This is a genomic window from Actinoallomurus iriomotensis, assembly GCF_030269445.1.
GTDB lineage: Bacteria > Actinomycetota > Actinomycetes > Streptosporangiales > Streptosporangiaceae > Actinoallomurus > Actinoallomurus iriomotensis.
In genome coordinates, this window is sequence record NZ_BSTJ01000017.1 from 127,392 (window position 1) to 150,677 (window position 23,286).

22 protein-coding genes are annotated in these 23,286 nt (G+C 66.4%); 11 read left to right on the forward strand and 11 right to left on the reverse strand.

Annotated features, from left to right (window positions below; all coding sequences use genetic code 11):
• Entirely contained in the window at nt 1-1,119 is a 1,119-nt protein-coding gene (locus tag QSK37_RS46585) for a sensor histidine kinase (protein WP_285635056.1), read from the reverse strand.
• A 143-nt stretch (nt 1,120-1,262) separates the two neighbouring features.
• Here QSK37_RS46585 and qcrB point away from each other — a divergent pair, with 143 nt between their 5' ends.
• A complete protein-coding gene (gene qcrB / locus QSK37_RS46590; protein WP_285635059.1) occupies nt 1,263-2,873 on the forward strand; it encodes a cytochrome bc1 complex cytochrome b subunit in 1,611 nt (536 codons plus the stop codon).
• Nucleotides 2,874-2,884: 11 nt separating this feature from the next.
• Here qcrB and QSK37_RS46595 read toward each other — a convergent pair whose 3' ends face one another.
• The 3 genes from QSK37_RS46595 to QSK37_RS46605 are packed head-to-tail and all read right to left on the reverse strand — an operon-like array spanning nt 2,885 to nt 7,205.
• Complete coding sequence (locus QSK37_RS46595; protein ID WP_285635062.1) at nt 2,885-5,017, reverse strand: WD40 repeat domain-containing serine/threonine protein kinase; 2,133 nt, start codon at nt 5,015-5,017, stop codon at nt 2,885-2,887.
• Nucleotides 5,018-5,065: 48 nt separating this feature from the next.
• Nucleotides 5,066-6,382, reverse strand: a complete 1,317-nt coding sequence (locus tag QSK37_RS46600) for a dihydrolipoyl dehydrogenase family protein (RefSeq protein WP_285635064.1) — start codon at nt 6,380-6,382, stop codon at nt 5,066-5,068.
• Nucleotides 6,383-6,401: 19 nt separating this feature from the next.
• Entirely contained in the window at nt 6,402-7,205 is an 804-nt protein-coding gene (locus tag QSK37_RS46605) for a trypsin-like serine peptidase (protein WP_285635065.1), read from the reverse strand.
• 172 nt (nt 7,206-7,377) lie between these two features.
• Here QSK37_RS46605 and QSK37_RS46610 point away from each other — a divergent pair, with 172 nt between their 5' ends.
• On the forward strand, nt 7,378-8,067 hold the full coding sequence (locus QSK37_RS46610; RefSeq protein ID WP_285635066.1) for a hypothetical protein: 690 nt from the start codon (nt 7,378-7,380) through the stop codon (nt 8,065-8,067).
• A gap of 142 nt (nt 8,068-8,209) precedes the next feature.
• Here the strand turns inward: QSK37_RS46610 and QSK37_RS51980 are convergent, their stop codons facing one another.
• Both QSK37_RS51980 and QSK37_RS46615 read right to left on the reverse strand, forming a co-directional pair.
• A complete protein-coding gene (locus tag QSK37_RS51980; RefSeq protein WP_432705670.1) occupies nt 8,210-8,467 on the reverse strand; it encodes a DUF6406 domain-containing protein in 258 nt (85 codons plus the stop codon).
• 2 nt (nt 8,468-8,469) lie between these two features.
• A complete protein-coding gene (locus tag QSK37_RS46615; RefSeq protein WP_285635069.1) occupies nt 8,470-9,900 on the reverse strand; it encodes a C2 family cysteine protease in 1,431 nt (476 codons plus the stop codon).
• A gap of 142 nt (nt 9,901-10,042) precedes the next feature.
• On the opposite strand from QSK37_RS46615, the gene cyaB reads away from it, so the two are divergent.
• Nucleotides 10,043-10,600, forward strand: a complete 558-nt coding sequence (gene cyaB / locus QSK37_RS46620) for a class IV adenylate cyclase (protein WP_285635072.1) — start codon at nt 10,043-10,045, stop codon at nt 10,598-10,600.
• A gap of 465 nt (nt 10,601-11,065) precedes the next feature.
• Complete coding sequence (locus QSK37_RS46625) at nt 11,066-12,379, forward strand: M1 family metallopeptidase (protein ID WP_285635075.1); 1,314 nt, start codon at nt 11,066-11,068, stop codon at nt 12,377-12,379.
• Here the strand turns inward: QSK37_RS46625 and QSK37_RS46630 are convergent.
• The gene (locus QSK37_RS46630) at nt 12,366-15,467 is read right to left on the reverse strand and encodes a DEAD/DEAH box helicase (RefSeq protein ID WP_285635078.1); all 3,102 of its coding nucleotides are present in this window, start codon (nt 15,465-15,467) and stop codon (nt 12,366-12,368) included. The genes QSK37_RS46625 and QSK37_RS46630 overlap by 14 nt on opposite strands.
• An 86-nt stretch (nt 15,468-15,553) precedes the next feature.
• Here QSK37_RS46630 and QSK37_RS46635 point away from each other — a divergent pair, with 86 nt between their 5' ends.
• Nucleotides 15,554-16,471 carry an SRA domain-containing endonuclease gene (locus QSK37_RS46635; protein WP_285635081.1) on the forward strand — a complete coding sequence of 306 codons (918 nt, stop codon included), beginning with the start codon at nt 15,554-15,556 and terminating at the stop codon, nt 16,469-16,471.
• 17 nt (nt 16,472-16,488) lie between these two features.
• Here the strand turns inward: QSK37_RS46635 and QSK37_RS46640 are convergent, their stop codons facing one another.
• Nucleotides 16,489-16,644: a hypothetical protein gene (locus QSK37_RS46640; RefSeq protein WP_285635084.1), complete on the reverse strand. Its 156-nt coding sequence runs from the start codon at nt 16,642-16,644 to the stop codon at nt 16,489-16,491.
• A gap of 482 nt (nt 16,645-17,126) precedes the next feature.
• Between QSK37_RS46640 and QSK37_RS46645 the strand changes: the two genes are divergently transcribed.
• Both QSK37_RS46645 and QSK37_RS46650 read left to right on the forward strand, forming a co-directional pair.
• Entirely contained in the window at nt 17,127-17,288 is a 162-nt protein-coding gene (locus QSK37_RS46645) for a LamB/YcsF family protein (RefSeq protein WP_285635087.1), read from the forward strand.
• Entirely contained in the window at nt 17,285-18,343 is a 1,059-nt protein-coding gene (locus tag QSK37_RS46650; RefSeq protein WP_285635090.1) for a tartrate dehydrogenase, read from the forward strand. The genes QSK37_RS46645 and QSK37_RS46650 overlap by 4 nt, the downstream gene beginning before the upstream one ends.
• A gap of 3 nt (nt 18,344-18,346) precedes the next feature.
• Here the strand turns inward: QSK37_RS46650 and QSK37_RS46655 are convergent, their stop codons facing one another.
• The gene (locus QSK37_RS46655; protein ID WP_285635093.1) at nt 18,347-19,144 is read right to left on the reverse strand and encodes an SAM-dependent methyltransferase; all 798 of its coding nucleotides are present in this window, start codon (nt 19,142-19,144) and stop codon (nt 18,347-18,349) included.
• A gap of 71 nt (nt 19,145-19,215) precedes the next feature.
• On the opposite strand from QSK37_RS46655, the gene QSK37_RS46660 reads away from it, so the two are divergent.
• Complete coding sequence (locus QSK37_RS46660) at nt 19,216-19,626, forward strand: MarR family winged helix-turn-helix transcriptional regulator (RefSeq protein WP_285635096.1); 411 nt, start codon at nt 19,216-19,218, stop codon at nt 19,624-19,626.
• 45 nt (nt 19,627-19,671) lie between these two features.
• Here the strand turns inward: QSK37_RS46660 and QSK37_RS46665 are convergent, their stop codons facing one another.
• Nucleotides 19,672-20,115 (reverse strand): ATP-binding protein, encoded by a 444-nt coding sequence (locus QSK37_RS46665; RefSeq protein ID WP_285635099.1) that lies wholly within the window; start codon nt 20,113-20,115, stop codon nt 19,672-19,674.
• A 352-nt stretch (nt 20,116-20,467) separates the two neighbouring features.
• Between QSK37_RS46665 and QSK37_RS46670 the strand changes: the two genes are divergently transcribed.
• The 3 genes from QSK37_RS46670 to QSK37_RS46680 all read left to right on the forward strand — a co-directional run bounded on the left by QSK37_RS46670 (nt 20,468) and on the right by QSK37_RS46680 (nt 22,342).
• The gene (locus tag QSK37_RS46670) at nt 20,468-21,316 is read left to right on the forward strand and encodes a helix-turn-helix domain-containing protein (RefSeq protein WP_285574575.1); all 849 of its coding nucleotides are present in this window, start codon (nt 20,468-20,470) and stop codon (nt 21,314-21,316) included.
• A gap of 16 nt (nt 21,317-21,332) precedes the next feature.
• On the forward strand, nt 21,333-21,497 hold the full coding sequence (locus QSK37_RS46675; protein ID WP_285635102.1) for a DUF397 domain-containing protein: 165 nt from the start codon (nt 21,333-21,335) through the stop codon (nt 21,495-21,497).
• A 398-nt stretch (nt 21,498-21,895) separates the two neighbouring features.
• Nucleotides 21,896-22,342, forward strand: a complete 447-nt coding sequence (locus tag QSK37_RS46680) for a type III secretion system chaperone family protein (RefSeq protein WP_285635146.1) — start codon at nt 21,896-21,898, stop codon at nt 22,340-22,342.
• A gap of 52 nt (nt 22,343-22,394) precedes the next feature.
• Here QSK37_RS46680 and QSK37_RS46685 read toward each other — a convergent pair whose 3' ends face one another.
• Entirely contained in the window at nt 22,395-23,282 is an 888-nt protein-coding gene (locus tag QSK37_RS46685; protein ID WP_285635149.1) for an RNA polymerase sigma-70 factor, read from the reverse strand.
• Nucleotides 23,283-23,286 lie beyond the last annotated feature (4 nt).

Consider the following 23,286-nt stretch of genomic DNA (forward strand, 5'->3'; position numbering starts at 1 on the left):
TCACACCGTCTCGGTCAGGGGCAGCGAGGCGCGTACGAGAAAGCCGCCGCCGGGGCGCGGACCCGCGGCCAGCGTGCCGCCCAGCGTAGCCGCCCGCTCCCGCATTCCCCGGATTCCGTTGCCCTCGGCCGCACCGGTGCCCGCGCCGTCGTCGCACACCTCGACCACCACCTGGTCGGGTCCGTAGCGCACGAGGACCGTCGCGGTCGCCTCGCCGGCGTGCCGTACGGCGTTGGTGAGCGCCTCCTGGACGATGCGGTAGGCCGCCAGGTCGACCGGGGTGGGCAGGTCTCGTTGCTCGCCGGACACGACGAGGCGTACCGGCAGCCCGGCGTCCTTGGTCTGGGAGATCAGGTCGTCGATCCGGTCGAGCGAGGGCGCGGGGCTGAGCGGCTGCGCCTCGTCGACCTGCCGCAGAACGCCCAGCGTCCGCCGCAGCTCCCGAAGCGTCTGCTTGCTGGCGTCCTTGATCGCGTCCAGCGCGGCGTACGCCTGCTCGGGGTCGCGGCGGTGCAGCGCCGCGCCGGCCTGCACGTTGATCAGCGAGATCTGGTGGGCGAGCACGTCGTGCACCTCGCGCGCGATGCGCAGCCGCTCCTCGGTGGCGCGCCGCCGGAACTCCTCCTCGCGGGTGCGCTCCGCCTCGTCCTTGCGCCGCCGGGCCTCGATGACGTACGCGCGGTGGTAGCGGAACACCTCGCCCGCGCACAGCACCACGAGCACCCAGGCCAGAACGCTCACGAACCGCCCGACATGGGGCGGGCCGACGGCGAACTCCGCCGAGCCGAACACCGCCAGCCCGGCGGCCGTGCCGAGGTAGCCGGCGAGCCGGTGCCCCTCCGCCACCGCGAGGAACGACGCGACCGCGAACGTGAGCATCTCCGGCCCGTCGGGGAACGGCCCGACGTAGTAGAACCCCGTCGACAGGCCCGCGAGGGTGACGGCGAACAGGGGGAACCGTCGCCGTACGGTCAGCGCGGCGACCCCCACGACGACCATCGCGTACGCCTTGAGGTCACCGATGTGGAAGCCGTCGGTGTAGAACACGGTGCCGGCCAGCACCACCGCTCCGACGACCGCGGCGAGCACCAGATCACCACGCCGTACGAACCTGTCCACGCCGAAAAGGTACGCGACCGGCAGGACGGCCTGGCGGCGGATGGGCGGGTAGATGCGGATTCGCGCAGGTCACAGGGGTATTAATGGATGAGGGCGCCCGATAACCGAAGACGGTCGCGCGGCCGTCGGATCTGGAGATCGGTATGGCTGCTAGACCGCTGAGCGAGGTCGCCCGGGGAATCGACGAACGCCTCGGGCTCGCCGGCTTCCTGAAGAAGGCGCTGAGGAAGGTCTTCCCCGATCACTGGACGTTCCTGCTGGGCGAGGTCGCGATGTACTCGTTCGTGATCATCGTGCTGACCGGGATCTTCCTGACGCTCTTCTTCAAACCCAGCATGACCGACGTGGTCTACAAGGGCTCGTACGTGCCGCTGCGCGGCGTCCGGATGAGCGAGGCGTACGAGTCGACGCTGCGGATCAGCTTCGACGTGCGCGGCGGCCTCCTCGTACGGCAGCTCCACCACTGGGGCACGATCGTGTTCCTGAGCGCGATCATCGCGCACATGCTGCGGAACTTCTTCACCGGCGCCTTCCGCAAGCCCCGCGAGCTGAACTGGGTGATCGGCGTCATCCTGTTCCTGCTGGTCATGCTCAACGGCCTGTTCGGCTACTCGCTCCCGGACGACCTGCTGTCCGGCACCGGCATCCGCATCCTCGAGGGCGTGCTGCTGGCGATCCCGATCGTCGGGTCGTACCTGACGATGTTCCTGTTCGGCGGGACGTTCCCGGGCGACGCGATCATTCCGCGGCTGTTCACCATCCACGTGCTGCTGATCCCGCTGATCCTGCTGGCCCTGATCCCGTTGCACGCCGTCGTGCTGACCTGGCGGCAGACCCACACCCAGTTCCCCGGCAAGGGCCGCACCGACCGCGTCGTCGTGGGCAAGGTGTTCTGGCCGTCCTTCGTCATCAAGACGCTGGCGTTCCAGATGTGGGTGTTCTTCGGGATCGCGCTGCTCTCGGTGGCCTTCCAGGTCAACCCGATCTGGCTGTTCGGCCCGTACAACCCGGGTCACATCAGCGCCGGCTCGCAGCCCGACTGGTACATGGGCTGGCTGGAGGGCTCGCTGCGGCTCATGCCGTCGTGGGAGATCAACGCCTTCGGCCACACGATCCCGATGAACGTCCTGATCCCGGCACTGGCGATCCCGGGCCTGCTCTTCACGTTCCTCGCCGTGTACCCGTTCCTCGAACGCTGGGCGATCGGCGACTACCAGATCCACCACCTGCTCGACCGGCCACGCGACGTGCCCGCCCGTACGGGCATCGGCATGGCGGGTGTGACGTTCTACGGCCTGCTGTGGGCGGCCGGCGCCAACGACATCATCGCCAAGACGTTCAACATCCCGCTGTTCGGCACGACGTGGTTCTTCCGGATCGCGATCATCATCGGCCCGATACTCGCGTTCATGATCTCCCGCCGGATCGCCCTGGGCCTCCAGCGGCGCGAGCGCGAGACACTCGAACACGGCGTGGAGACCGGCAGGATCATCCGCCGCCCCTCCGGCGAGTACGAGGAGGCCGACCGCCCCCTCGACGCCGACGAGGAAGCGGTCCTCCGCGGCCGCCGCCTGCCCCACCGGCTGCCCGAACCGCGACCGGACAGCGCCGGCGTCGAACCGAAGGAGGCCCGCCGCCCGACGGCCCGCCTCCGCCGCCGCCTGAACCGCCTGTACACGGAGGACCTCGTACCGCTACCGAACGGCGAACACCGGGAACGCCCGGCCATCGAACCGAAGAAACCGGCTCACTGACGGCGTCACGTTCATCGGAACGTCCACAGCCGGACCGTCTTGTCGTCGCTGCAACTGGCCAGCGTGTAGTCGGGGCTGAACGCCACACCCTCGACGTAACCGGTATGCCCGGTGAGGGTGGCGATGGCGCGTCGGCCGGCCATCTCCCACACCCGTACTGTCCGGTCCGTGCCGCCGGTGGCGAGGAAACCACCATTGCGGCTGAACGCCACGGCCGACAGCGCGCCGGTGTGCCCGGTGAGAGTGGCCACGACACGTCGGCGTCCGACGTCCCACAGACGCGCGGTTCTGTCGCCGTCGCCGGTTGCGAGGATCTTGCTGTCGGGGCTGAACGCCACGGCGTTGACACTGGCTCCGTAGTCGCTGAGGGCGGCGACGCGACGCCGCTTGGCCGGGTTCCACAGCCAGACCCGGTTGGAGCCGTTGGTGGCGAGAGTCTTGCCATCCGGGCTGAACGCCGCGGAGCCGACGACGGCGGTGTGCCCGGTGAGCGTGGCGATGTGGTGCCGCTCGACCGGGTCCCACAGTCGGATGGTGCCGTCGCCACCTCCGCTGGCCAGCATCTTGCCGTTGGGACTGAAGGCGACACAGCCGACCGGAGAGGTGTGCCCTTCGAGCGTGGCGGTGAGACGGCCCGTGGAGGTGTTCCACAACTCGACCCTGTGCGACTCCGTGCCGGCGGCCAGGATTCGGCCGTCCGGGCTGAAGGCCACCGACGTGACGGCGACGTTGAGGGCCAGCGTCGCGACGCCGCTCTGGGTGGCGACGTTCCATATTCGTATCCCGTCGCGGCCACCGCTGACCAGGAACCTCCCGTCGGGGCCGAAGTCCACTCCACGGACCTCGGCGCTGTGGCCTCTGAGAACGGCGGCGAGCTCGAGGTGGGAGGCCGTCCCGTGCCTGTCGTGGAGCCGGTAGTAGAGGCCGGTCGGCACGGTCACCCCGGCGAGGCCGCCGACCGCGGTCAGCAGGACCTTGCGCCGGGTCATCGGGCGTCGCTCGGACGTGACGGCGATTTCGCGCGGTGCCATCACCCCCGGTCCGGGAGTGGTGTCCCGTGGTGCCATGACCCCTTGCTCCGGGGCGGCATCGCGCGGTGCCATCACCCCCGGCGTGAGGATGGCATCGTCTGGTGGCATCGAGGCCGGCTCGGGGGTGCGATCGCCGGGTGCCGTCATGGTCGGCTCGCCGGTCTGATCGTCCGATACCTGCACGGTCGGCTCGTGGGTGACCTCGTCCGGCGGCGCTACGGCCGGCTCGGAGGACGCGTCGGACCGTACGGCTGCGAAGGGGGCGTCGTCCTTCGGCGGCCCGAGGACGACCGGCCTCTGTGCCGTCGGCGGACCGGCCAGGGCGGGCAGCACGTCATCCGCGGTCGGGCGCTGCTCGGGGTCTTTCGCGAGTGCCGCCGCGATGAGATCGCGTAGGGGCGTGGGGACGCCGGACAGATCGGGCTGGCCGGTGAGGATGCGGTGCATGACCGCGGGCACGCTGTCACCGCCGAACGCGGGTCTGCCGACGGCCGCGTACACGAGGGTGAGGGCCCACGAGAACATGTCCGAGGCGGGACCGATGCCGCCGCCGGCGATCTGCTCGGGAGACATGTAGGCGGGCGTGCCGATCAGTCCGGTGGACTGGGTGGTGACGTGGTCGAGGGCGCGGGCGATGCCGAAGTCGATGACGCGCGGCCCGTCCGGCCCCATGAGCACGTTGCTGGGCTTGACGTCGCGATGGACGATCCCGGCCCGATGAATCGCCGCCAGGGCGGCGGCCGTATTGACCGCCAGCCGCTCCAGCGCCCCGACTTCCCGGGGCCCGTCACGAGCGATCAGCTCTTTGAGCGATTCGCCGGGAACGTACTCACTGACGATGTACGGCTGGGTGCCGCTGACGGCCACTTCCAGCACGCGGGCGGTACAGAACCGCGCGACCCGGCGTGTGGCGTCGACCTCTCGTACGAACCGTCGTAAGGCACGGTCGTCCCCGGCGAACCTGGCGTGCAGCACCTTGACCGCCACACGGTCGCCGTCGGCGTTCTCCGCGAGGTAGACGGCCCCCTGCCCGCCCTCGCCGAGAAACCCGGTCAGATCGTACGACCCGATCGTCTCCGGATCTCCCGGGCGTAACAACAACGGATCCGGCATCCCAACCTCCCGGCACATCGTGCCACCGATCAGCGCGGGCGTCAGGGGTCAGAGGAGTGCGGCGTCGATGGCCCGGTGGAAGGTCGGGAAGGCGTAGATCATCTGCCGGAGGCGTTCGACCGGGACCTCACCGTGGACCGCGACCGCCAGGGCGCCGAGGATCTCGCCGCCCATCGGGCCCGCCGAGGTCGCGCCGACGAGCCGGCCCTCGCTCTCGATCAGCTTGAGGAAGCCCTCGGCCCGGTGCAGCCAGCCGCGCGAGTTGTTCGCCAGGTCGGTGGTGTGCACGCGGACGTCGGCGTACCGCTCGCGCGCCTGACGCTCGGTGAGCCCGACGGCGCCGATCTCCGGGTCGGTGAACGTGACGCGCGGCAGCGCCTGGTAGTCGGCCCCCGGCCCGTCCTCGCCGAGGATGTCGCGGGTGGCGACCCGGCCCTGGTAGACCGCGACGTGCGTGAACGCGCCCTTGCCGGTCACGTCGCCGACCGCCCACACGCCGTCGGCCGCCCGCATCCGGTCGTCGACCTCGACGAACCGCGCGCTCTCGTCGAGCCCGACCGTCCCGAGCCCGAGCCCGGCCAGGTTCGTACGACGGCCGACGGCGACGAGGAAGCGTTCGGCGCGCAGGTCGTCGTTGATCACGAAGCCGTCGCCGTCGTGCCGTACGCGCTCGGCCTTGGCGTTGACGCGAACGTCGATGCCCTCGTTCTCGAAGGTCGCGCGGAGCAGCTCGCCCGACTCCGGCTCCTCCAGCGAGAGCAGCCGCGGCCCGGCCTCCAGGATCGTCACCCGGGTGCCGAACCGCGCGAACACCTGCGCCAGCTCACACCCGATCGCGCCGCCGCCCAGGACGGCGAGCGACTCGGGCAGCGTCTCCGCCTCGATCGCCTCGCGGTTCGTCCAGTACGGGGTGCCCTCCAGCCCGTCGATGGGCGGCACCGCCGGGGCCGTACCGGTCGCGATCACCACACCCCGCCGGGCACGGAAGACCTCGTCGCCGACCGTGACCTCCTTCGGCCCGGTGATCCGCCCGGCCCCGCGCACGAGCCGGCCGCCCTTGCCGGTGAAGCGCTCGGCGGCGGCGCCGTCGTCCCATGCGCTGGTGACCTCGCGCACCCGTCCCGCGACCGGCGCCCAGCTCGCCTCGATGTCCGCCGACCCGGCGAACCGCGGCACGCGACGCCCCTCGGCCAGTACGTCGCCCGCCCGCACCATGGCCTTGCTCGGAATGCAGCCCCAGTAGGGGCATTCGCCGCCGACCAGGTTGTTCTCGATCCCGACCACGCTCAGCCCGGCCGCCGCGAGACTCCCCGCGACCTCTTCCCCGCCCGGACCCATACCGATGACTACGACGTCGACGTCCATGATCCCTGTCTTCGTTCGGTTACGCCTGCCCGATGGCGCGCTCGTACAGTTTCCGTACATCGTCGTCGAAGTAGGCACTGTAGGAGACGGCGTCCTCGAGACCGCCGAGCTGGTACCCGCCGATCACCCCGACGACCTCGCCCCGTTTTGTCTTTGGATCGTAGTGGGTCAGCCAGGGACTGCCACTGGTGCCGGGCGCGTAGCCGTTGCAGGCGAACCGCATCTGGTATTTGAGCTCTCTGGTGGTGCGGTTGATGCAGGTGACAGGCTTGTCGGAGCTCTTGGGATAGCCGGTGACCCGGACGAGGTTGGTGAACCCCTGGTTGATCCCGAGCAGGTTGGCCCCGAGGACGTCGGCGATGTTCTTGCCGTTGAGCGGCTGAAGCACGGCGAACCCGACGTCGAGGTCGGGATCGGACCCCTTCGCCCACCGGTCGTCGACGAACTGCGCCTTGACCTTCCAGACGCCGTACGGGGCGTTCCCGTTGCGGTAGCCGGGGACGAAGACGAGGTCACTGACGTATCCGCCGCCTTCACCGGAGTGCACGCAGTGAGCGGCCGTGATGATGAGATTGCGGGAGGGACTGTCGACAGCGCTGGCCGTGCAGAAGTGGTCGCCCTTGGTGTCGTGGGAGAAGAGCGCCCCGACCTTCTTCCCGAAGCCGGCAGGCTCGGCGGTCGGCGTGCCGGTGGGCGGGTGAGCACGGAGAAACCGCTCCCGACTCCAACTGGTCGAACTGCTCACGGGCCGTGGCATGCCGGAGCCGGCACACCCGCCACACAGCGCCACGACGAGCGCCACCGCCACGAGAACCCTGCGCATCACCACCCCTCGACGGGTTCTTCCCGTGGGAAAGAACTCGGCAAACTCCGGATCGGCTGAGTGTTGACCTTGCTCGCCGCAGCGGTTGCTCGCTCGCTCCGGGCTACGGCTCGCGCTACGAGGGAGGGCGTCAATGCTTTGCGCTACGTGATGATGTGATTACATTAAGTTCATGGGCTCTCGTGCGCATTACGTTGTGAAAGCCGACGGTTCGTGGAAGCGTCGCTACACGCACTGGGGCGCACATTCCATGGAGCTGGATCTGCTCGCCGGCCCGAATGCGGCAACCCGGTTCGCTCAGGGGCAGCAGTCCTGCGACCGGTGGCTGGACGAGTTGGAGTGCGAGGCGGCCGCGCTGATCGACCATGACGAGCGTCGCCTGCTCTGGCACTCGCACTGCTACGAGGACGTCGCCTACCGCGCTGCGGTGCTGGCGGTCATGGCGCCCACGTGGCCGGGCTGGCGGATCGAATGGGCCTACGGCGGGCTCTACGACATCCTGGACGCGCTGGGCGAGCCACTGCATGGCCGTTTTCGTGATCGATCATCGTTTCAGGACGACCTCCGCGCCCCGGTGCGCCGTACGGCGGGCCCTTCTGAGCGCGATGACGAGTTGCGAGGACTGCGGAGACTGGTCGAGAAGTTCGACGCTCACCAGGAGGTGGATGAGGCGACACAATCGATCTCCCTGCTGCTCCATGTCGTCGGCGCGCTTACATCCACCGCCCATCAGGCGGGGCTGGAAACACAGGTCGCATCGGACAACGCCTTCGCCCACCGACCGATGGATCTCACCGACGAAGAGAAAGTCGCCGTGCACGCCGCGTTCGAGGCGGTACGAAACAAGCACAGCGGGTCATAAGCCCGCCCTGCGCGGTCGACGTCCGCTGATCGTCGCCGACCGACAGCGCGCCGATGCTCGGAATATATTCTGCGGCTGCCTGTCGTATCAACCTGTGGGCGGTGGGAAGGTCTAGACCGCAGGATCGTTCCACTGAACGACGCTAGTCCACCCGCTCTAGAACGACAGTCCAATCATGCAGCCCAGGGTTATTAACGCTTGCCAGCTTCCACGTCTGATCCCGTACCGTGAAGGTATCACCCGGATGGAGTACGTACTCGCGCTCTCCATCGGCTGCGATATTGACGAGCACTTCGGGTGAACCACTAGCAGAGTCTTCCTCTGCATATATGGCGCTGAAGCTACCAATATTCGCATTGAATTGAATGCCATGCCGAAGAACGATTTGGCGGACTGTCATGATTACTCCAGGGTGCTGTAACGTGGCCTAATATTTGCCCGAAACTGAGCCGCCGTCAACGGGTAAGGCTGCTTCTTATTCCATGGGTTCCACAGGTGGATCCTACCTTCGTCGTCGACGTCTGTCACTTCATAAGCGTGGCCGTCAACGAGATTATTTGTGAGCTGTTTTTCCCCTGGTCGTCGATCGCGCGTCCCCACCAGTATGGGTTTGCCTTCAGCAAGGTGACTGCGGAATTCGTCCACTACCTGCCGGTCGGGGCTGCGCCCGAAGGAGTCATAGCCTGTAGGAAATTCCCACACTTTTGAAGGCTCTCCTGTTAGCTGAGTAAGGAGCTCTGCGCGCTCGCTGTGGTTGCTTCCTTGGTGAAGGCGTACGTAGCCACTAGGGGCTTCCTCTTTTGTGCCGCTCTGAACCTCCCAGCGCTGTTGCCATTTATCTCGCCGTTCTTCGCTCCAAGTTCGATCGCTGCCGGCGATCGATTTCTCGAGTATCGGCGCCCAAGCGGTGCCGCTGTTTCCGGGATCGGCGAAAGCCGGGCGATCTGGCTGGCTGTCGAAAACTGGTATCTCGGGAGTGATCTCTAGCGTGATCATCCGCCCAGTCGGCTCATATCTTAAATGTGACGCTGAAAACTTGGTCTCATGTAGGCGCACTTCATAGTTGCCATCATCGGTTTCGCGAATGCAGTTTCGAATCGCTTCGGGGCGATGACTCGCTACAGCGCCCAACGTAGAAATGATGCCGCAGTCTTGAAGGGCGCCCTGTGTAACCTGCTCGCGAGTTGGATCTCCTTTGAAAAGCGGCGTACGGGTACCGTCGGCGCGATCGAGAGGCCTTCCGTACCGGTCTGGAACCGCTTCGGGATCCTCTTTTGGGTCCTGATAGTCCAAACGGTTAATGACGCCACGGATCTCCCGTGGAGCATCATCGCGCTCAGGTATGCTTGAAATTCTCTTTATCCTGTCTAGGAGGCCCGTCTCGACCTCAGGATTCGAGAGATCAGCCGCAAGAGCGACGTCTTCAGAAAGACCATCTCCAGAAATGGCCGTGAACTCACCGCCTTCGGCTGGCCGATCGTGATCGTCCTCGACGTCGGCAGCGTTAGCACCGTCACGACCGGTTACATCAACGGTCGCCTGGGTATCGATCGTGGCCTGTGTATCCGAGACACCATCCTGCTTCCTCGGAGCATCGGACTGCTCCGTGCCCGCGTCGTGTTGTTCGGATTTCCCGAGTGAGTAAGCGGTCTTGTCCATCACGGGCTGAGGAGCCAGGTCAGAGGGCGGTTTAATGTCTTTGTTGGCCTCCGCAGCGACGCGCTTGCTCTCAGCGCGCGATGGGTATCCTTCAACGCCTGGCCGATCGGGCGGCATCCGCCCTTCTTCGGCCTCGCTAGCCGAGTCAGCCTCACTTGGACGGTCAACACCCATCGTTGTTGTCGCTCCTGCCCATGAACCGTTCGTCCACCTTAGTAGCCAGCCCGGTGCCCATCTCGCCGGAACACCACGCCCCCCTGACGCCCCATCCCTAGGCTGACCACGGGGACGGGACCCACCATCAAGGAGAGTGGCAGTGAAGTACATCGAGGTTGAGCGGAAGTTCGCGCTTACCGAGCCGGACAAGATCAAGCAGGAGTTAGAGGAACGCGGCGGCGAGCACGGCCCGGCCGTCCGGCAGGTGGACACCTACTACAACGCCCCACACCGCGATTTCCTCGCCCCCGCCGTGGTGTCCGAGTGGCTGCGTCTCCGCGAGACCGACAACGGCGCATCGGTTAACTACAAGCGGTGGCATCCCGAGGATGCCGAGATCAAGACGCATTGCGACGAGTACGAGACGGCTGTCGAGGACATCGAAGCACTGCGCCGCACTCTGCTCGCGCTCGCCTTCACGAAGCTGGTCACAGTGAACAAGATTCGCGAGGAATGGACCATTCCAGGTGAGGTCGCCGTCGCGTTCGACACCGTGGCCAGCGCAGGGGATTTCGTCGAGTTCGAGTTCAAAGGCGAGGCCGGGAGCGCCGAGGAGGCAGTCGCACTTCTCCAGGAGTTCATCGACGGACTCGACGTGAGCCTCGGTGACCGGATCAACCGGGGCTACCCTCACATGCTCCTGGGCCGGGAGTGCTAAGCCGCATCACCGCCCTGCCACAACAACACGGTCCCGAGACCCCTCACGCGCCTGCGGCCGTTCTACGCCACCTACGGCGTCGATCTGCTCGCCAGGCAGCCTGCCGAGGTTCCCCGGGAAGTCCGGTGGCCGCGATGGTCGGGCTTCTGGCCGCCCAGCCACTGATCGCCGTCATCGGAAGGCCGGGTTCCGATAATCCGGCATATCCGGATGAAAGGTAGAGGAGGATGCTCTCCTGATTGTTAAAAGCATGCAGACAACGGGAGCCTCGGTATGGCAGGAATCAACCCACGGGCGCGGAAGGTCGTCGCGACCGTGGTGACGGCTGGCATGCTCGCCTCGCTGGCCGTCGCGTGCACAGGGGCTTCACACTCGGGCTCTGACTCTGCGTCCGCCAAGCCGACCGACGCTACGCACGACTTCACGCCGGGAGCAGCGGGTTCCGGCGACCCGTACTTTCCGAAGATGGGCAACGGCGGCTACGACGCCCAGCACTACGACCTTTCCCTCACCTACGACGCCGACACGAAGGCCATCAACGCCACGGCGAAGATACGAGCCAGCGCCCTGCAGGACCTCTCACGGTTCGACCTGGACTTGCGCGACCCGCTGAAGGTCTCGAAGGTGACGGTCGACGGGCGCCCCGCCACGTACGAGCAAACCGGCGGACAGGAACTCGTCATCACCCCCGGAAGCGGCCTCCCCAAGGGCCGGCAGTTCACGGTCGAGATCGCCTACGCCGGCACCCCGAAGCCGATCAGGGATAAGGCGCTCGGCGTCTCCGGCTGGATCCCCAGACACGACGGCGTGGTGACGCTGTCGCAGCCGACCGGGTCGGCGACCTGGTATCCGGTCAACGAGAGCCTGCGCGACAAGGCGACGTACGACTTCACCGTGACCGTGCCGAAGGGGCTCAAGGTCCTCGCCAACGGCCAACCGGCCGGCGAACAGACTCAAGGCGCCACCACGACCTTCCGCTGGACGAACCCCGAACCGACCGCCAGCGAACTGGTCATGATCGCCATAGGCCACTTCGAGGTCCGGGACACCCGTACGAAGAGCGGCCTCCGCAACATCACCGCCGTCGACCCGAAGGCGATCGCCACCACCGGTGGCCAGACGGTGGCCGATGCAGCCAACCAGCTCAACAGGGTCACCGGCGACGACATCGAATGGGAGCAGAAGCTGTACGGAGGCTTCCCGTTCTCCTCAGCCGGCGGCATCATCGTGCTCGCTCCGAACGTCGGCTACGCCCTGGAGTCCCAGACCCGCCCGGTGTACGCCACCGGCCGCGCGGGTGGCCTGCCGCCCGCGTTCATGCTCGCCCACGAGCTGGGCCACCAGTGGTTCGGCGACACCGTCACCCCCGCGCAGTGGTCGGACATCTGGCTGAACGAGGGCTTCGCGACCTATACCGAATGGCTGTACACCGAACAGCACGGCGGAAAGACCGCCCAGCAGATGTTCGACGCGGCCTACCGCTCCCCGGCCACGGTGTGGAAGGGCAAGGTCGCCAAGCCGGGCCGCGACCACATCTTCGACCCGCTGACATACCTCCGCGCCGGGATGACCCTGCACCAGCTCCGCCGCACCATCGGCGACACCGCGTTCTTCCAGTTGGTGAAGGACTGGCCCAAGACCGAGCGCAACGGCAACGCCACCACCGCACAGTTCATCGCCTTCGCCCAGCACTACACGAAGAAGAACCTCCGCCCGCTCTTCCAGAAGTGGCTCTACACCGCCGGCAAACCTGGCCTGCACAACCTCAGCCGGCCGTGACCTTGGCGTACCGGAAGACGTCAGCGGGGAGATCATTGGCCAACTTCCAGTGAATATGCAGGGGGCGTTCGCCCTCGTGGTCCTGATAGTGCATCGGACCGGCGTAGGTGTATGCATCTCCCTTGTTCTCGCGAATGAACAAGTGAACGGTCGACTGCCGCGCGACGTGGTTGATGTATCGCTGGCCGGTCGCTGATGTCTCCGCGGTCGTGTGTTGTGAGTCCCATTGGAACTCGGTCGGGCTGACGGCTCGATCGCGGTACATGGTTTGCGGGGAGAAGTGCTGCTCTGTCTTGTTAATAGTGACGAAGAAGAGGTCCGCTTGCTCGTCCGGCATCCAGCGGACGCCAGCCATCCAGGACCGTGGCTTCTCCATACCGTACGCGGCGAGGATTTCATCTTTGGTGTAGGTGGCGTGGAGATGAAGGGGGATGTGCATCGCCTCAGTCAGTGCTGGTGTGATGCGGTGGAGCCTGGCCGAGAGGACCTCGGTGATCTCGAGGATCTCCTCCCGGCGCGCAGGGTTGCCCCAGAACCGAGCAATGTTGTGTTCGAGGGAACTCAGCGGCTGGCTGCTATCGATGGAGGCATGCAGCATCGCCAGGAGACGACGCTGACGCGCGTCGAAGCCGTTCACTTGAGGTGGCTTCTCACTAGAGAAGATGTCTTGTATAAAGGTGATTCGCTCGGGGTCGTCAATGTGCAACATACGCCCAATGCTCGACGCGAGGGCCTTGTCATCGACGGGATCGCTAGGGATGCGCTTTTCGACGCCAGCGTCTCGGCGGAGTCCGACCCATCCTCCCCGAGATCCTCGGTAGAGGTCCTCGAGCTCGATCTGTGTCTCGTCCAGGAATTCAATCAGGCGTTTTTCGGCGAGGCTACGAATCTCGGCAACGATCGCCCTCTTATTTTGGCCAATCGCCTGCTTGAGGTTCTCCAGTACGAGCTTGCTAACTTCGCGGTCGAGATCGATATGGCAACCTGCCGGGAGCGTGGGAAACCCATCGGTCACGTCGCGCTCGAGCTGGCGAGCGCTGTCTCCGGTCAGGGCGCGGTAGCGCAGGTCGAAGCGGAAGTTGGTGTTCTGGCGGCCGACGAAATCCAGCACGGTGAGACAGGGCTTATCTTCTGCGAAGCGCAGCCCCCGCCCGAGCTGCTGGAGGAAGACGGTCGCGCTCTCGGTCGGCCGTAGGAAAAGAACGGTGTCGATCTGGGGCACGTCGACGCCTTCGTTAAACAGGTCCACGGTGAAGACAGCGTTGATCTTGCGCTCACGTAGATCTCGCAGTGCCTGCTCACGGTCGCTGCGGTCGGTCGCCGAGGTAACCGCGACAGCAGGGATGCCCTTCCGATTGAACTGGTCGGCCATGAACTCGGCATGGGCGATGCTGACACAAAAACCGACGGCGCGCATGGCGCGCGGGCTGGCGAGCTTGTCGGTTAGGGCCTGGATCACCATCGCTACACGAGCGTGATGCCCGGTGTAGAGGTTGGTCAGCTCCGCGACGTCATAGCCGGTGCCCCGCCGCCACGTGATCGTCGACAGGTCGGTCGCATCATGGATGCCGAAGTAATGGAAGGGCACCAGGAGGTCTCGCTCCAAAGCCTCCCAAAGACGGAGTTCAACAGCCGGCTTGCCTCCATCGAACCAATGCATGATGTCGGCGCCGTCGGTACGTTCAGGGGTCGCTGTCAGTCCGAGCAGCGCCTTCGGCTGGAGGTGGCCGAGTAGCCGGGCGTAGGTGGCTGCTTCGGCGTGGTGAAACTCATCGACGATGACCATGTCGAACCGCTCTGGCTCGATCGGCAGACGTGCCAGCGACTGGATAGACGCGAAGACATGCCGCCATTCTTGTGGGCGCTGACCATCAACGAGCAGCTCACCGAAAGCGCCGTCCTGGAGCGTCTGGCGGAACGTCAGCAGGCTCTGCTCCAAGATCTCCTTCCGGTGGGCGACGAAGAGCAGTGAGTTGACGGCGCCCTGGGCGACGAGCCGTTTGTAGTCCAAGGCGGCAACCACGGTCTTGCCGGTACCGGTAGCCATCACCACGAGGTTCCGCCAGTGCTTGTGGAGCTCACGTGCTGCCTGGAGCTCATCCAAAATCTCGCGCTGGTAGGGATAGGGATTCACCGCGATGTTGGTGATCTGGAGAGGAAGATCGGCTGGGCCGCCGCTCTCCTTCGTCAGCGCCAGGTCGAGACGCTCCGCGTCGCGCTCAGGGTCGTACGCTTCGAAGGAAGGATCGGCCCAGTACTCCTCAAACGTGGCACGGAACGTCTCGAGCAGGTGCGGCTGCTCGGCACGGGCAATCCGGACGTTCCATTCCTTGCCGTCGGTCATGGCGGTCTTCGACAAATTGGAGGATCCGACGTACGCCGTGTCGAGGCTAGAGCCGCGATGGAAGAGCCACGCTTTGGCGTGGAGTCGCGTTGTTCGCGTCTCGTAGCTGATCTTGACGTCAGCGCCAAGCTCGATGAGCCGGTCGAGCGCTTTGCGTTCGGTCGCGCCGATGTAGGTCGTCGTGATCACGCGGAGCTTGCCGCCACGCTCGGTGAAGCGACGTAGTGCATCCTCGATCAGTCGCAGGCCATGCCACTTGATGAAGGCGCAGAGCAGATCAACCTGATCGGCCGAGGCGAGCTCCTTGATCACCTCCGGGCCGACCTGAGGTTGGTCACGGCCGTTCACGAGAAGCGCGCTCGTCGAGAGAGGAACGTCAGGTCGCTCGGGGAAGGTGACGGTGCCATCCGGACGACGGCCGTCGGCGATCGCCAGCAAAACGGCATGTCCGTCAGCGATGTGGTCCTCTTCCGTCACTGACTCGGCTACGAGAACTCCGATGGCCTGGGCGATGCCGTTAGCTACCTTGACCTGCGCTGCCAGTGAGTCCTTGTTTTTGTCGGTCTCAGCAGCGATCTCCAACGCGCGCCGCGCCAACCCGGTGAGATGCCGAACCAACACTTGGGTGGCATCCCCCTGCTCCAGCCTTTCCTGCTGCAGAAGGTCGCTGCTGACCGTGTCAAGGCCGCGAAGGATCTCGGTCGTGATCAGGTGCTCGTAGACGCCTGGCAAGAGTTTGGCCACGTGAGCACCGTACTGGCATCCACTGACAGATCACGGGCACAGCAGGCTTACGGGCAGATGGCCCGTTTTGGCGTAGCTTGTCTCCTATGTCATGGGAGATCCGTGAGGGCGAAGAACTGGTGAGGCAGGAGGTCCACCGCCGGTGCGGTGGTCAAACTCAGGGCGGCATTTCGATGCCCCGGAAGTCCGCGGATATCTTGCTCTTCGAAACTAAGGGAGGCCAGCAGTACGGCTATCGTGATGGTCCGCGGCCGGATGGCAGCTATGCCTACACAGGAGAAGGTAAAATAGGTGATCAGCGTTTTGTAAGAGGTAACGCAGCTCTGCTACGTCACAAAGAGGACGGCAAGTCGCTGCGGCTCTTTCAGGAGGTCAAGGGACCTCTAGTTCGTTACGTCGGTGAATATGCTATCGACAGCGAACGCCCCTTCCGGTTCGAAGACGGTCCCGATCTTCTGCTTAATATGCGCCGCGCCATCGTCTTTAGATTGCTTCCCGCTGGTGTGCTCGCGGCCACACCCGAGCCGACTCTGACGGTGAAGGACGTGGATCTAGACGCGCACAAGGCCGATACCTTCCTGGTCAACGGTGCCGGGTCAGTCACGGAGGCAGAGCGTCGAGAGTCTAAACTTGTTCGTCGCTATGCCGACTGGCTTGAGAGGCGAGGCCATAAGGTAATGCAGCGAACAATGAAGTCCGCCGCGCATGTGGCTCCTCTGCGCAGTGATCTACTCGACGTTACGGCGGATGAGCTGATTGAAGCCAAATCGTCGGCGGCGCGGGTCTATATTAGGCTTGCGATCGGTCAGATCCTTGACTATGGCAGATATGCGCAAACCAAGCGCCGGGCGATTCTGCTTCCGGCGCGGCCCTCGGAGGATATGGCCGACCTACTCAAGGCGCTCGGCATTGCGTGCATCTATGATCGCGGCAAGGGGGAGTTCGAACGCATTGAGCCGGCGGCGGAATGTTGCGTCGGCTGTCCGGTCGCCGCGCCTGAGTAGATCGCCAGCGTAGATCTTCAGGCCTTGCGGATGGCGGTGAGGAAGCCGCTGAGGGACTTGCTCGGCGTCGGGCGGCCGTACGACTCGGCTACATCGGTCAGGTGGTGGACCTTCGTAACCCAGCCGTGAGCGTTCAGCCAACCGGCGGTGTCCTCGCCAAGGCAGCCCTTCAACAGTGACGCGTACTCGTGGATGTCCGTTCGGTCCCCTTCGGCGATTACCGAGGCGGCGTTGTTGCGTTCGAAGGAGATCCGGCTGCCCGCCGCCGACAGGACGCGACATTGGACGAGGCCGACCGGCAGTGGGCCGAAGACACCGCCCGCCTGTACGACCAGGGCTGGAGATTCGCCAGGTTGCCGAGAAGTTCGACTGCGGCAATGGCGTCATGCGCCCGCATCCTCCGCACGCCCGTCGCCCTACGTAACCGAGGCGGAACCTGCACCGGCACCTACCGCGAGGACAGAACTTGGCTGTCAAGCGCGCCAGAGCCGTCTGCATCCCTCACGGATGGCGTGCGGGGCCAGCGACGCCTTCGCGACCCGCGCGAGCGTCGGGCAACGTTCTGGCCTGCGGAAACTCTGGTGAAGAGGTGAGGCGGCAAGATATGGTGACTTGCCCCGGTCGCCGAGATGTGGGTCCCCCCAGGAGTGCAACCGTGACCTTGAAAATCAATACGGATTTGGGCAAGGGGCACGGGCGGTGGCGGCTCGGCTCCGATGAGGAGCTCATCCCGCTCGCACCGACAGTGAACATCGTGTGTGGCGCGGGCAAGCCGCGGCTCATGCGCTGGGTGACCGCGCCGGCGGTGGTCGCGTGAGCGGCGTCGACGGGCACCTCGTCGCGGCGATTCCGGGTGACGGCATTGGCAAGGAGGTGCTGCCCGCGGCGCAGCGGGTGCTCGACGCGGTCGCCGCGCGGCACGACTTCGCGCTGAGCTGGTGTGAGCTGCCATGGAGCTGCTCCTGGTACACCGAGCACGGCGCGATGATGCCGCCGGACGGCATCGACCGGCTCCGTGAGACGGACGCGATCTTCCTCGGCGCGGTCGGTTCGCCCAGCGTGCCTGACCACATCTCGCTGTGGGGGCTACTCATCCCGATTCGGCGGGCGTTCGACCAGTACGTGAACATCCGGCCGGTGCGGCTGCTGCCCGGTCTGGCCAGCCGGCTGCGCGGGTGCGAGGCGTTCGACGTGGCGATCGTGCGGGAGAACACCGAGGGGGAGTACTCCGACGTCGGCGGGCGGTTCGCGACCCCGGCCGGCGACGTGGCCGTACAAGAGTCGATCTTCACGCGGCGCGGGTGTGAGCGGCTGCTGCGGTACGCCTTCGACCTGGCGCGCCAGCGCGGTGGAGCGCTGGTCTCGGCCACCAAGTCGAACGGGATCATGCACACGATGCCGTTCTGGGACGAGGTCACCGCCGAGGTGGCGGCCTCGTACCCGGACGTGAAGTGGCAGCGGATGCACGTTGACGCCCTCACCGCGCGGTTCATCACCCATCCGGAGGACCTCGACGTCGTCGTGGGCTCGAACCTGTTCGGTGACATCCTCGGCAACATCGCCGCGGCCGTGTCCGGATCGCTGGGCGTGGCTCCGTCGGCCAACCTGGATCCCACCGGGCGGAACCCCTCGATGTTCGAGCCGGTGCACGGCTCGGCCCCGGACATCGCGGGGCGTGGGGTGGCCAACCCGATCGCGCAGGTGTGGTGCGGCGCGTTGATGCTCGACCACCTTGGGCGGGAGAAGGCGGCGGCCGACGTCCTGACCGCGATCGAGACGGTCACCGCCGACCCGGCCCTGCGTACTCGCGACCTCGGCGGCAGGGCGACCACCAAGGACGTGACGTCCGCTCTGGTCGACGCGCTGCCGTGAAGGTCAGCGGGTGGCGGTGAGGAACCCGCTCAGGGAGGAGCTCGGGGCGGGCCGGCCGTACGAGGCGGCCACATCGGCCAGCTCATGCACCTCGGTCTGCCAGCCGTCGCCGGCAAGCCGGCCGGCGGTGTCGCCGACGCCGCCCTGCCACAGCTCGGCGTACTCCTCGATACCGCCGCGGTCCTCTTCGGCGATGACCGAGGCGGCGTTGTTGCGCTCTAGGGAAATCCGGCTGCCGGGGGCCGACAGCGCGCCGACGCGGCTCAGCACCCGGTCGGCGTCCTCCGGGCTGAGGTAGACCAGCAGGCCCTCGACCAGCCACGCCGTGGGCGCCGACGCGCCGAAGCCGGCGTCGGTCAGCCGTCGGGGCCAGTCCTCGCGCAGGTCGACCGGTACGGCGGTGCGTGCGCAGCGGGGCTCGGCCCCCGCACCGGCCAGCACCCGGTCCTTGAAGGCGAGCACCTCCGGCAGGTCCAGCTCGTACAGCGTGACTGCGGGCGGCCACGGCAGGCGGTACGCGCGCGTGTCCAGGCCGGCGGCCAGCAGCACGACCTGGCGGCAGCCGCTGTCGCAGGCGGCGAGCAGGAAGTCGTCGTAGAAGCGGGTGCGGATGATGACGTGGAAGGCCAGCCGGGCCCGTGCCGGAGAGAGAGGCGCCCGGCCACCGGAACCGCCGGCGGCGACGAACTCCGCGGCGTACGGGTCGTCGAACAGCCGGTCCGGGCGGCGGCTCTCCCACGCCCGTGCGCGTGCCACCCCCAGCGACGTGCCGCCGACACCGTTCAGCGGTGAGGCATCCATGGTCCCGCTCCTCTCGACCATGCCAGGGTACATCGGCACCGATGTATCTGCGCCGATATACCCTCGACGGCATGGACGGCGTGCGGATGCACCGGTTGGGCAAGCGGCTGATCGACCTGTCCCGGGAGGTCACGACCTCCGCGGGTGACGCGGCGCTGACGCCTGCCGAGGTCGCGGTGATCGAAGACGTGTTGAAGCATCCGGGCAGTGCGGTGAGCGAGATCAAGGTACGGACCGGGTTCGCGCAGAGTCACGTCTCCGAGTCGGTGGCGCGGCTGAAGGAGCGTGGGCTGATCGAGACGCCACCGGACGCGGCGGACCGGCGGCGTACTCGGGTCTGGCTGAGCGAGTCGGCGCGGCGGGCGGTGCTCGCGCGGGCGGGGCGGTCGGCGGATGAGGTCATCGCACGCGTCGTCGAGGATCACGTACGGGCCGGGCGGGTGACGGCTCTGCTCGACGAACTCGCCGAGTTGCTGCTCTAGAACACCCGCAGCGAGGGGCGCGGGAAAGGGATGCGGCCCCGGGGTCTACAGGGCGGAGTCGGAGGTGAGGACGGCCGCCGGGTGCAGGTCGTCGCCGAAGACCTCGCACGGGCTGATCGACGACACCAGTACGGCGTGGGCTCGGGTCAGGAAGGTGGCGGTGAAGGTGCGTCCGCGGCAGTCGCCGGTCCAGTGCCACTCGGACGCTATGGCCTCGACGGTCTGCAGGCCGCGGCCGCACTCGGCCAGGTCGCCCAGGTCGGGGACGCGGGGCACCTTGCGGCTGCCCTCATCCGTCAGTGACACCGACGCGCCGTCGTGCCAGCGGCGGACCTCCAGGGTGTAGTGGCCTCCCGGCCGGGCCGAGGCGGTATGTCGTAGCGCGTTGGCGGCGAACTCGCTCACCACCAGGACGACGTCGTCCACGCGCGGCAGGTCGGCCAGGAGAAAACCGGCGAATTCGCGCGCTTGGCGTACGTGCTCGGCCAAGCCGGGAAAGGATCGGCGCCATATGAGTACGCGATCGTCCGGATACTCCTCCATGGCGACCCTTTCTCGGTCTGGTCAGGAACCGCGACCCTGGACTCGGCTCTCCCCAAGCGGAGCCCAGAGTCGCGGCTCCGCGGAGCGGCCAGGAGGAACGTCCTCCTTGCCGCGGTCTGCGGGCTGCGCCGGTGCGCCTCGGCGTGCTCGACTGACGTCGATCACCGGGCGGTCACGCCGGCCCGCCCAGCCCTTGGTGGATAACTTGGATATTGAAGCGTTCTGTAGTCGTGCGATTACACTCTGGCCCAGAATGATGATCCAGTGCAAGTGATTCAGCGCATTATGTGAGGAAGCAATGCCGTACACCCCCACGGTCCGCGGGCGGCAGCTCGCGCGAGAGCTTCGTCACCTGCGAGAACAGGCTGGAATGACCGGCGAGCAGGTGGCGGCGAACATGAGCTGGGAGCAATCGAAAATCAGCCGCATGGAGACCGCGAAGATGCGGATCACCTCCGGCGAGGTCATGGAGCTGTGCGAGACGTACGGCGTCGATGGCGACAAGCGCGAGCAGCTCGTGCTGCTCGCCCGCAGCGCCCGCCAGCGCGACTGGTGGCGCGAGTACAGCGACAAGGTCAAGAAGGGCTTCATCGACTTCCTGGCGTTCGAGGCCGAGGCCCGCACCTCCTGTGGCTACGAGGCTCAGGTGATCCCCGGCATCCTCCAGTGCCCCGAGTACGCCCGCGCGATCCTGCTCGGCGCCCAGTCGCGCCCGACCGATGAGGTCGACGCCGGCGTCGAGGTGCGCATGGCGCGGCAGAAGCGCGTGACCGAGTCCAAGAACCCACTGCACGTTTGGGCGGTGATCGACGAGGCCGTTCTCAACCGTGTCGTCGAACACCCCTCGGTGATGGTCAAGCAGTTGGAGCACCTGCTCTACCTCGGTGAACTCGGGAATGTGTCGCTCCAAGTGCTCCCATACCGGGCCGGAATTCATGCCGCGATTGATGGACCTTTTGTTCTATTGACCTTCGACGGCTATCCGGACCTGCTATACATCGAACACCTGGTGGGGTGTGTCTATCTGGAGAAGCCCGCCGACACAGAGCAAGGGCGCCTCATTTTCGACCATCTCCGCTCGGCCGCGGTCAACACCGGTGACTCTGCGGCGTTGATTCGCGAGAAGGTGAAGGAACTCTCACGATAAGAAGGGTGTTCGCGACATGACGAACCCACGGCCTGCGTCCTCGTGGCGCAAGAGCAGCCACAGCGGCAACGGCGGCAACTGCGTCGAGACCAAGGTCACGTGGCAGAAGAGCAGCCGCAGTGGTAACGGTGGCAACTGCGTCGAGGTGGCGCGCATCGAGCTGACCGCCGCGGACGCCTGACCTGCCACGCCGTAGCGCATGACAGCTAATTAGGGGTACGCCCCGTGCTGGGGCAGGGCCGATCCGACCGATCGGAGCTCCAGGCGCCACCGGGGCGTACCGTCGCTTCCGAAGCCCGCTCGACCGCGGGATTCGCAATCCCCTCATCGACCGCGATCGCCACTCGTTGTGCCCCCGATAAACGCATATCGCGACTTATGTCCCGTTCGACGCTACAACGGCATATTTCGCCCCGAGTGACGATGGATCGTCCGGAGCTTTCCCGGCATAGCCCGGGGCTTTTCCACAGATAGCGCGGTGCGGGCACGACACTGCTTTACGTACGGCACAATCTCATTGCCGTCAGCAGAAGGGGAGCGAGAACAGTGGGAGACGAGCCTCCGAGTCCGGCGTCTGAAATGCCCCAGTCGGGTGTCATTAGGCCCGATCTCGATCGTATTGAGCGGATTCTTGAGCGACTTCAGGTCGCCAGCATACGTGACACGCGCGGGCGTCTCGCGACGCGATGGCAGTGCTACAGCCTCTTCTTCACCTTCGACGGAGACGGCGAGGTCTACGCCGCCCGCACCATCTACGACCGCTTCTTCACCGTGGACGACAAACCCGCCCTCCGGGCCGTCCTCGACGAGTGGAACCGCGACACCGTCGGCCTGAAGGTCTACACCGCCACCGACGACGACGGCACGGTCATCATCGTGAGCGAGGCGACGACGCACATCGGCGGCGGCGTGACGAGCGAGCAGTTCGCCGCCACGACGACGGCCTGGCTCAACGCGGCCGGCTCCTTCCACCTGTGGCTCGGCCCGCGCCTGTCCCTCGCCGGCCTTCCGGGCGACCCCGTCTGACCGGCGGCTCCGTCTGGCCAGCGGCTCCGTCTGGCGGGTCGGCGTGTGTCCTTCAGGCCATGCCGTGCCCGGCGCGTAGGCCATGGAGTTTGTCCGGGTTGACCTGGAACCAAAGGTTGTGCAGCCGGCCGTCGGCGATGTCGAAGGTGAGAGCGGCGACGGGGACGCCCTCGATGGTGCACAACAAGCCCAACTCGCCGTTGATGACAGTGGGCTCCGGGACGATACCGGCCGATTCGGGCTTGGCCAGGACACCGAGGATCCAGCGAGAGACCTGGCTCGCCCCGTGCAGGGGCCGGATGGCGGCGGTGACCTTGCCTCCGCCGTCGGTCCAGGCGGTCACGTCGGGCGCGAGCAGTTCCATGACCGCGTTCAGGTCGCCGCCCGCGCAGGCCGCGATGAACCGCGCGGTGACCTTCTCCCGCTCGGCACGGTCGGTGTCGAAGCGGGGGCGGCGGTCCCGGACGTGCTCGCGGGCGCGGCGGGCGATCTGGCGGATGGTCGGTTCGGGGCGGTCGAGTGTGTCGGCGATCTCGCCGTGGGAGTAGCCGAAGACCTCGCGGAGCAGGAAGACCGCGCGTTCGACGGGGCTGAGGGTCTCCAGCACGACCAGCATCGCGGTGGAGATGGTGTCGGCCTTTTCGGCGTCCGCGGCGGCATCGGGCGAGGTGAGCAGCGGCTCGGGCAGCCACGGGCCGACGTAGGTCTCGCGGGTCACCCGGGTGGAGGTGAGCCGGTTCAGCGACAGGTTGGTGACCGCTCGCACCAGATAGGCCCTGGGGTTGCGGATCGTGGCGCGGTCCGTCGAGTTCCAGGCCAGCCACGCGTCCTGGAGGACGTCTTCGGCGTCGGTGACGCTGCCCAGCATGCGGTAGGCGGTGGCGAACAGCAGCCGCCGATGCTCGATGTACGGATCCGAATCGGGCGTCGCGTCGGTCATCGGC

Excerpts from the sequence above, each read along its gene's own strand:
- QSK37_RS46605 (WP_285635065.1), bottom strand. The coding sequence starts at position 7,205 with ATGCGCAGGGTTCTCGTGGCGGTGGCGCTCGTCGTGGCGCTGTGTGGC.
- QSK37_RS46655 (WP_285635093.1), bottom strand. The coding sequence starts at position 19,144 with ATGGATGCCTCACCGCTGAACGGTGTCGGCGGCACGTCGCTGGGGGTG.
- QSK37_RS46680 (WP_285635146.1), top strand. The coding sequence starts at position 21,896 with ATGCCCCAGTCGGGTGTCATTAGGCCCGATCTCGATCGTATTGAGCGG.
- QSK37_RS46610 (WP_285635066.1), top strand. The coding sequence starts at position 7,378 with ATGGGCTCTCGTGCGCATTACGTTGTGAAAGCCGACGGTTCGTGGAAG.
- QSK37_RS46595 (WP_285635062.1), bottom strand. The coding sequence starts at position 5,017 with ATGCCGGATCCGTTGTTGTTACGCCCGGGAGATCCGGAGACGATCGGG.
- QSK37_RS46675 (WP_285635102.1), top strand. The coding sequence starts at position 21,333 with ATGACGAACCCACGGCCTGCGTCCTCGTGGCGCAAGAGCAGCCACAGC.
- qcrB (WP_285635059.1), top strand. The coding sequence starts at position 1,263 with ATGGCTGCTAGACCGCTGAGCGAGGTCGCCCGGGGAATCGACGAACGC.
- QSK37_RS51980 (WP_432705670.1), bottom strand. The coding sequence starts at position 8,467 with ATGACAGTCCGCCAAATCGTTCTTCGGCATGGCATTCAATTCAATGCG.
- QSK37_RS46615 (WP_285635069.1), bottom strand. The coding sequence starts at position 9,900 with ATGGGTGTTGACCGTCCAAGTGAGGCTGACTCGGCTAGCGAGGCCGAA.
- QSK37_RS46635 (WP_285635081.1), top strand. The coding sequence starts at position 15,554 with ATGTCATGGGAGATCCGTGAGGGCGAAGAACTGGTGAGGCAGGAGGTC.
- QSK37_RS46685 (WP_285635149.1), bottom strand. The coding sequence starts at position 23,282 with ATGACCGACGCGACGCCCGATTCGGATCCGTACATCGAGCATCGGCGG.
- QSK37_RS46660 (WP_285635096.1), top strand. The coding sequence starts at position 19,216 with ATGGACGGCGTGCGGATGCACCGGTTGGGCAAGCGGCTGATCGACCTG.
- QSK37_RS46600 (WP_285635064.1), bottom strand. The coding sequence starts at position 6,382 with ATGGACGTCGACGTCGTAGTCATCGGTATGGGTCCGGGCGGGGAAGAG.
- QSK37_RS46625 (WP_285635075.1), top strand. The coding sequence starts at position 11,066 with ATGGGCAACGGCGGCTACGACGCCCAGCACTACGACCTTTCCCTCACC.
- QSK37_RS46670 (WP_285574575.1), top strand. The coding sequence starts at position 20,468 with ATGCCGTACACCCCCACGGTCCGCGGGCGGCAGCTCGCGCGAGAGCTT.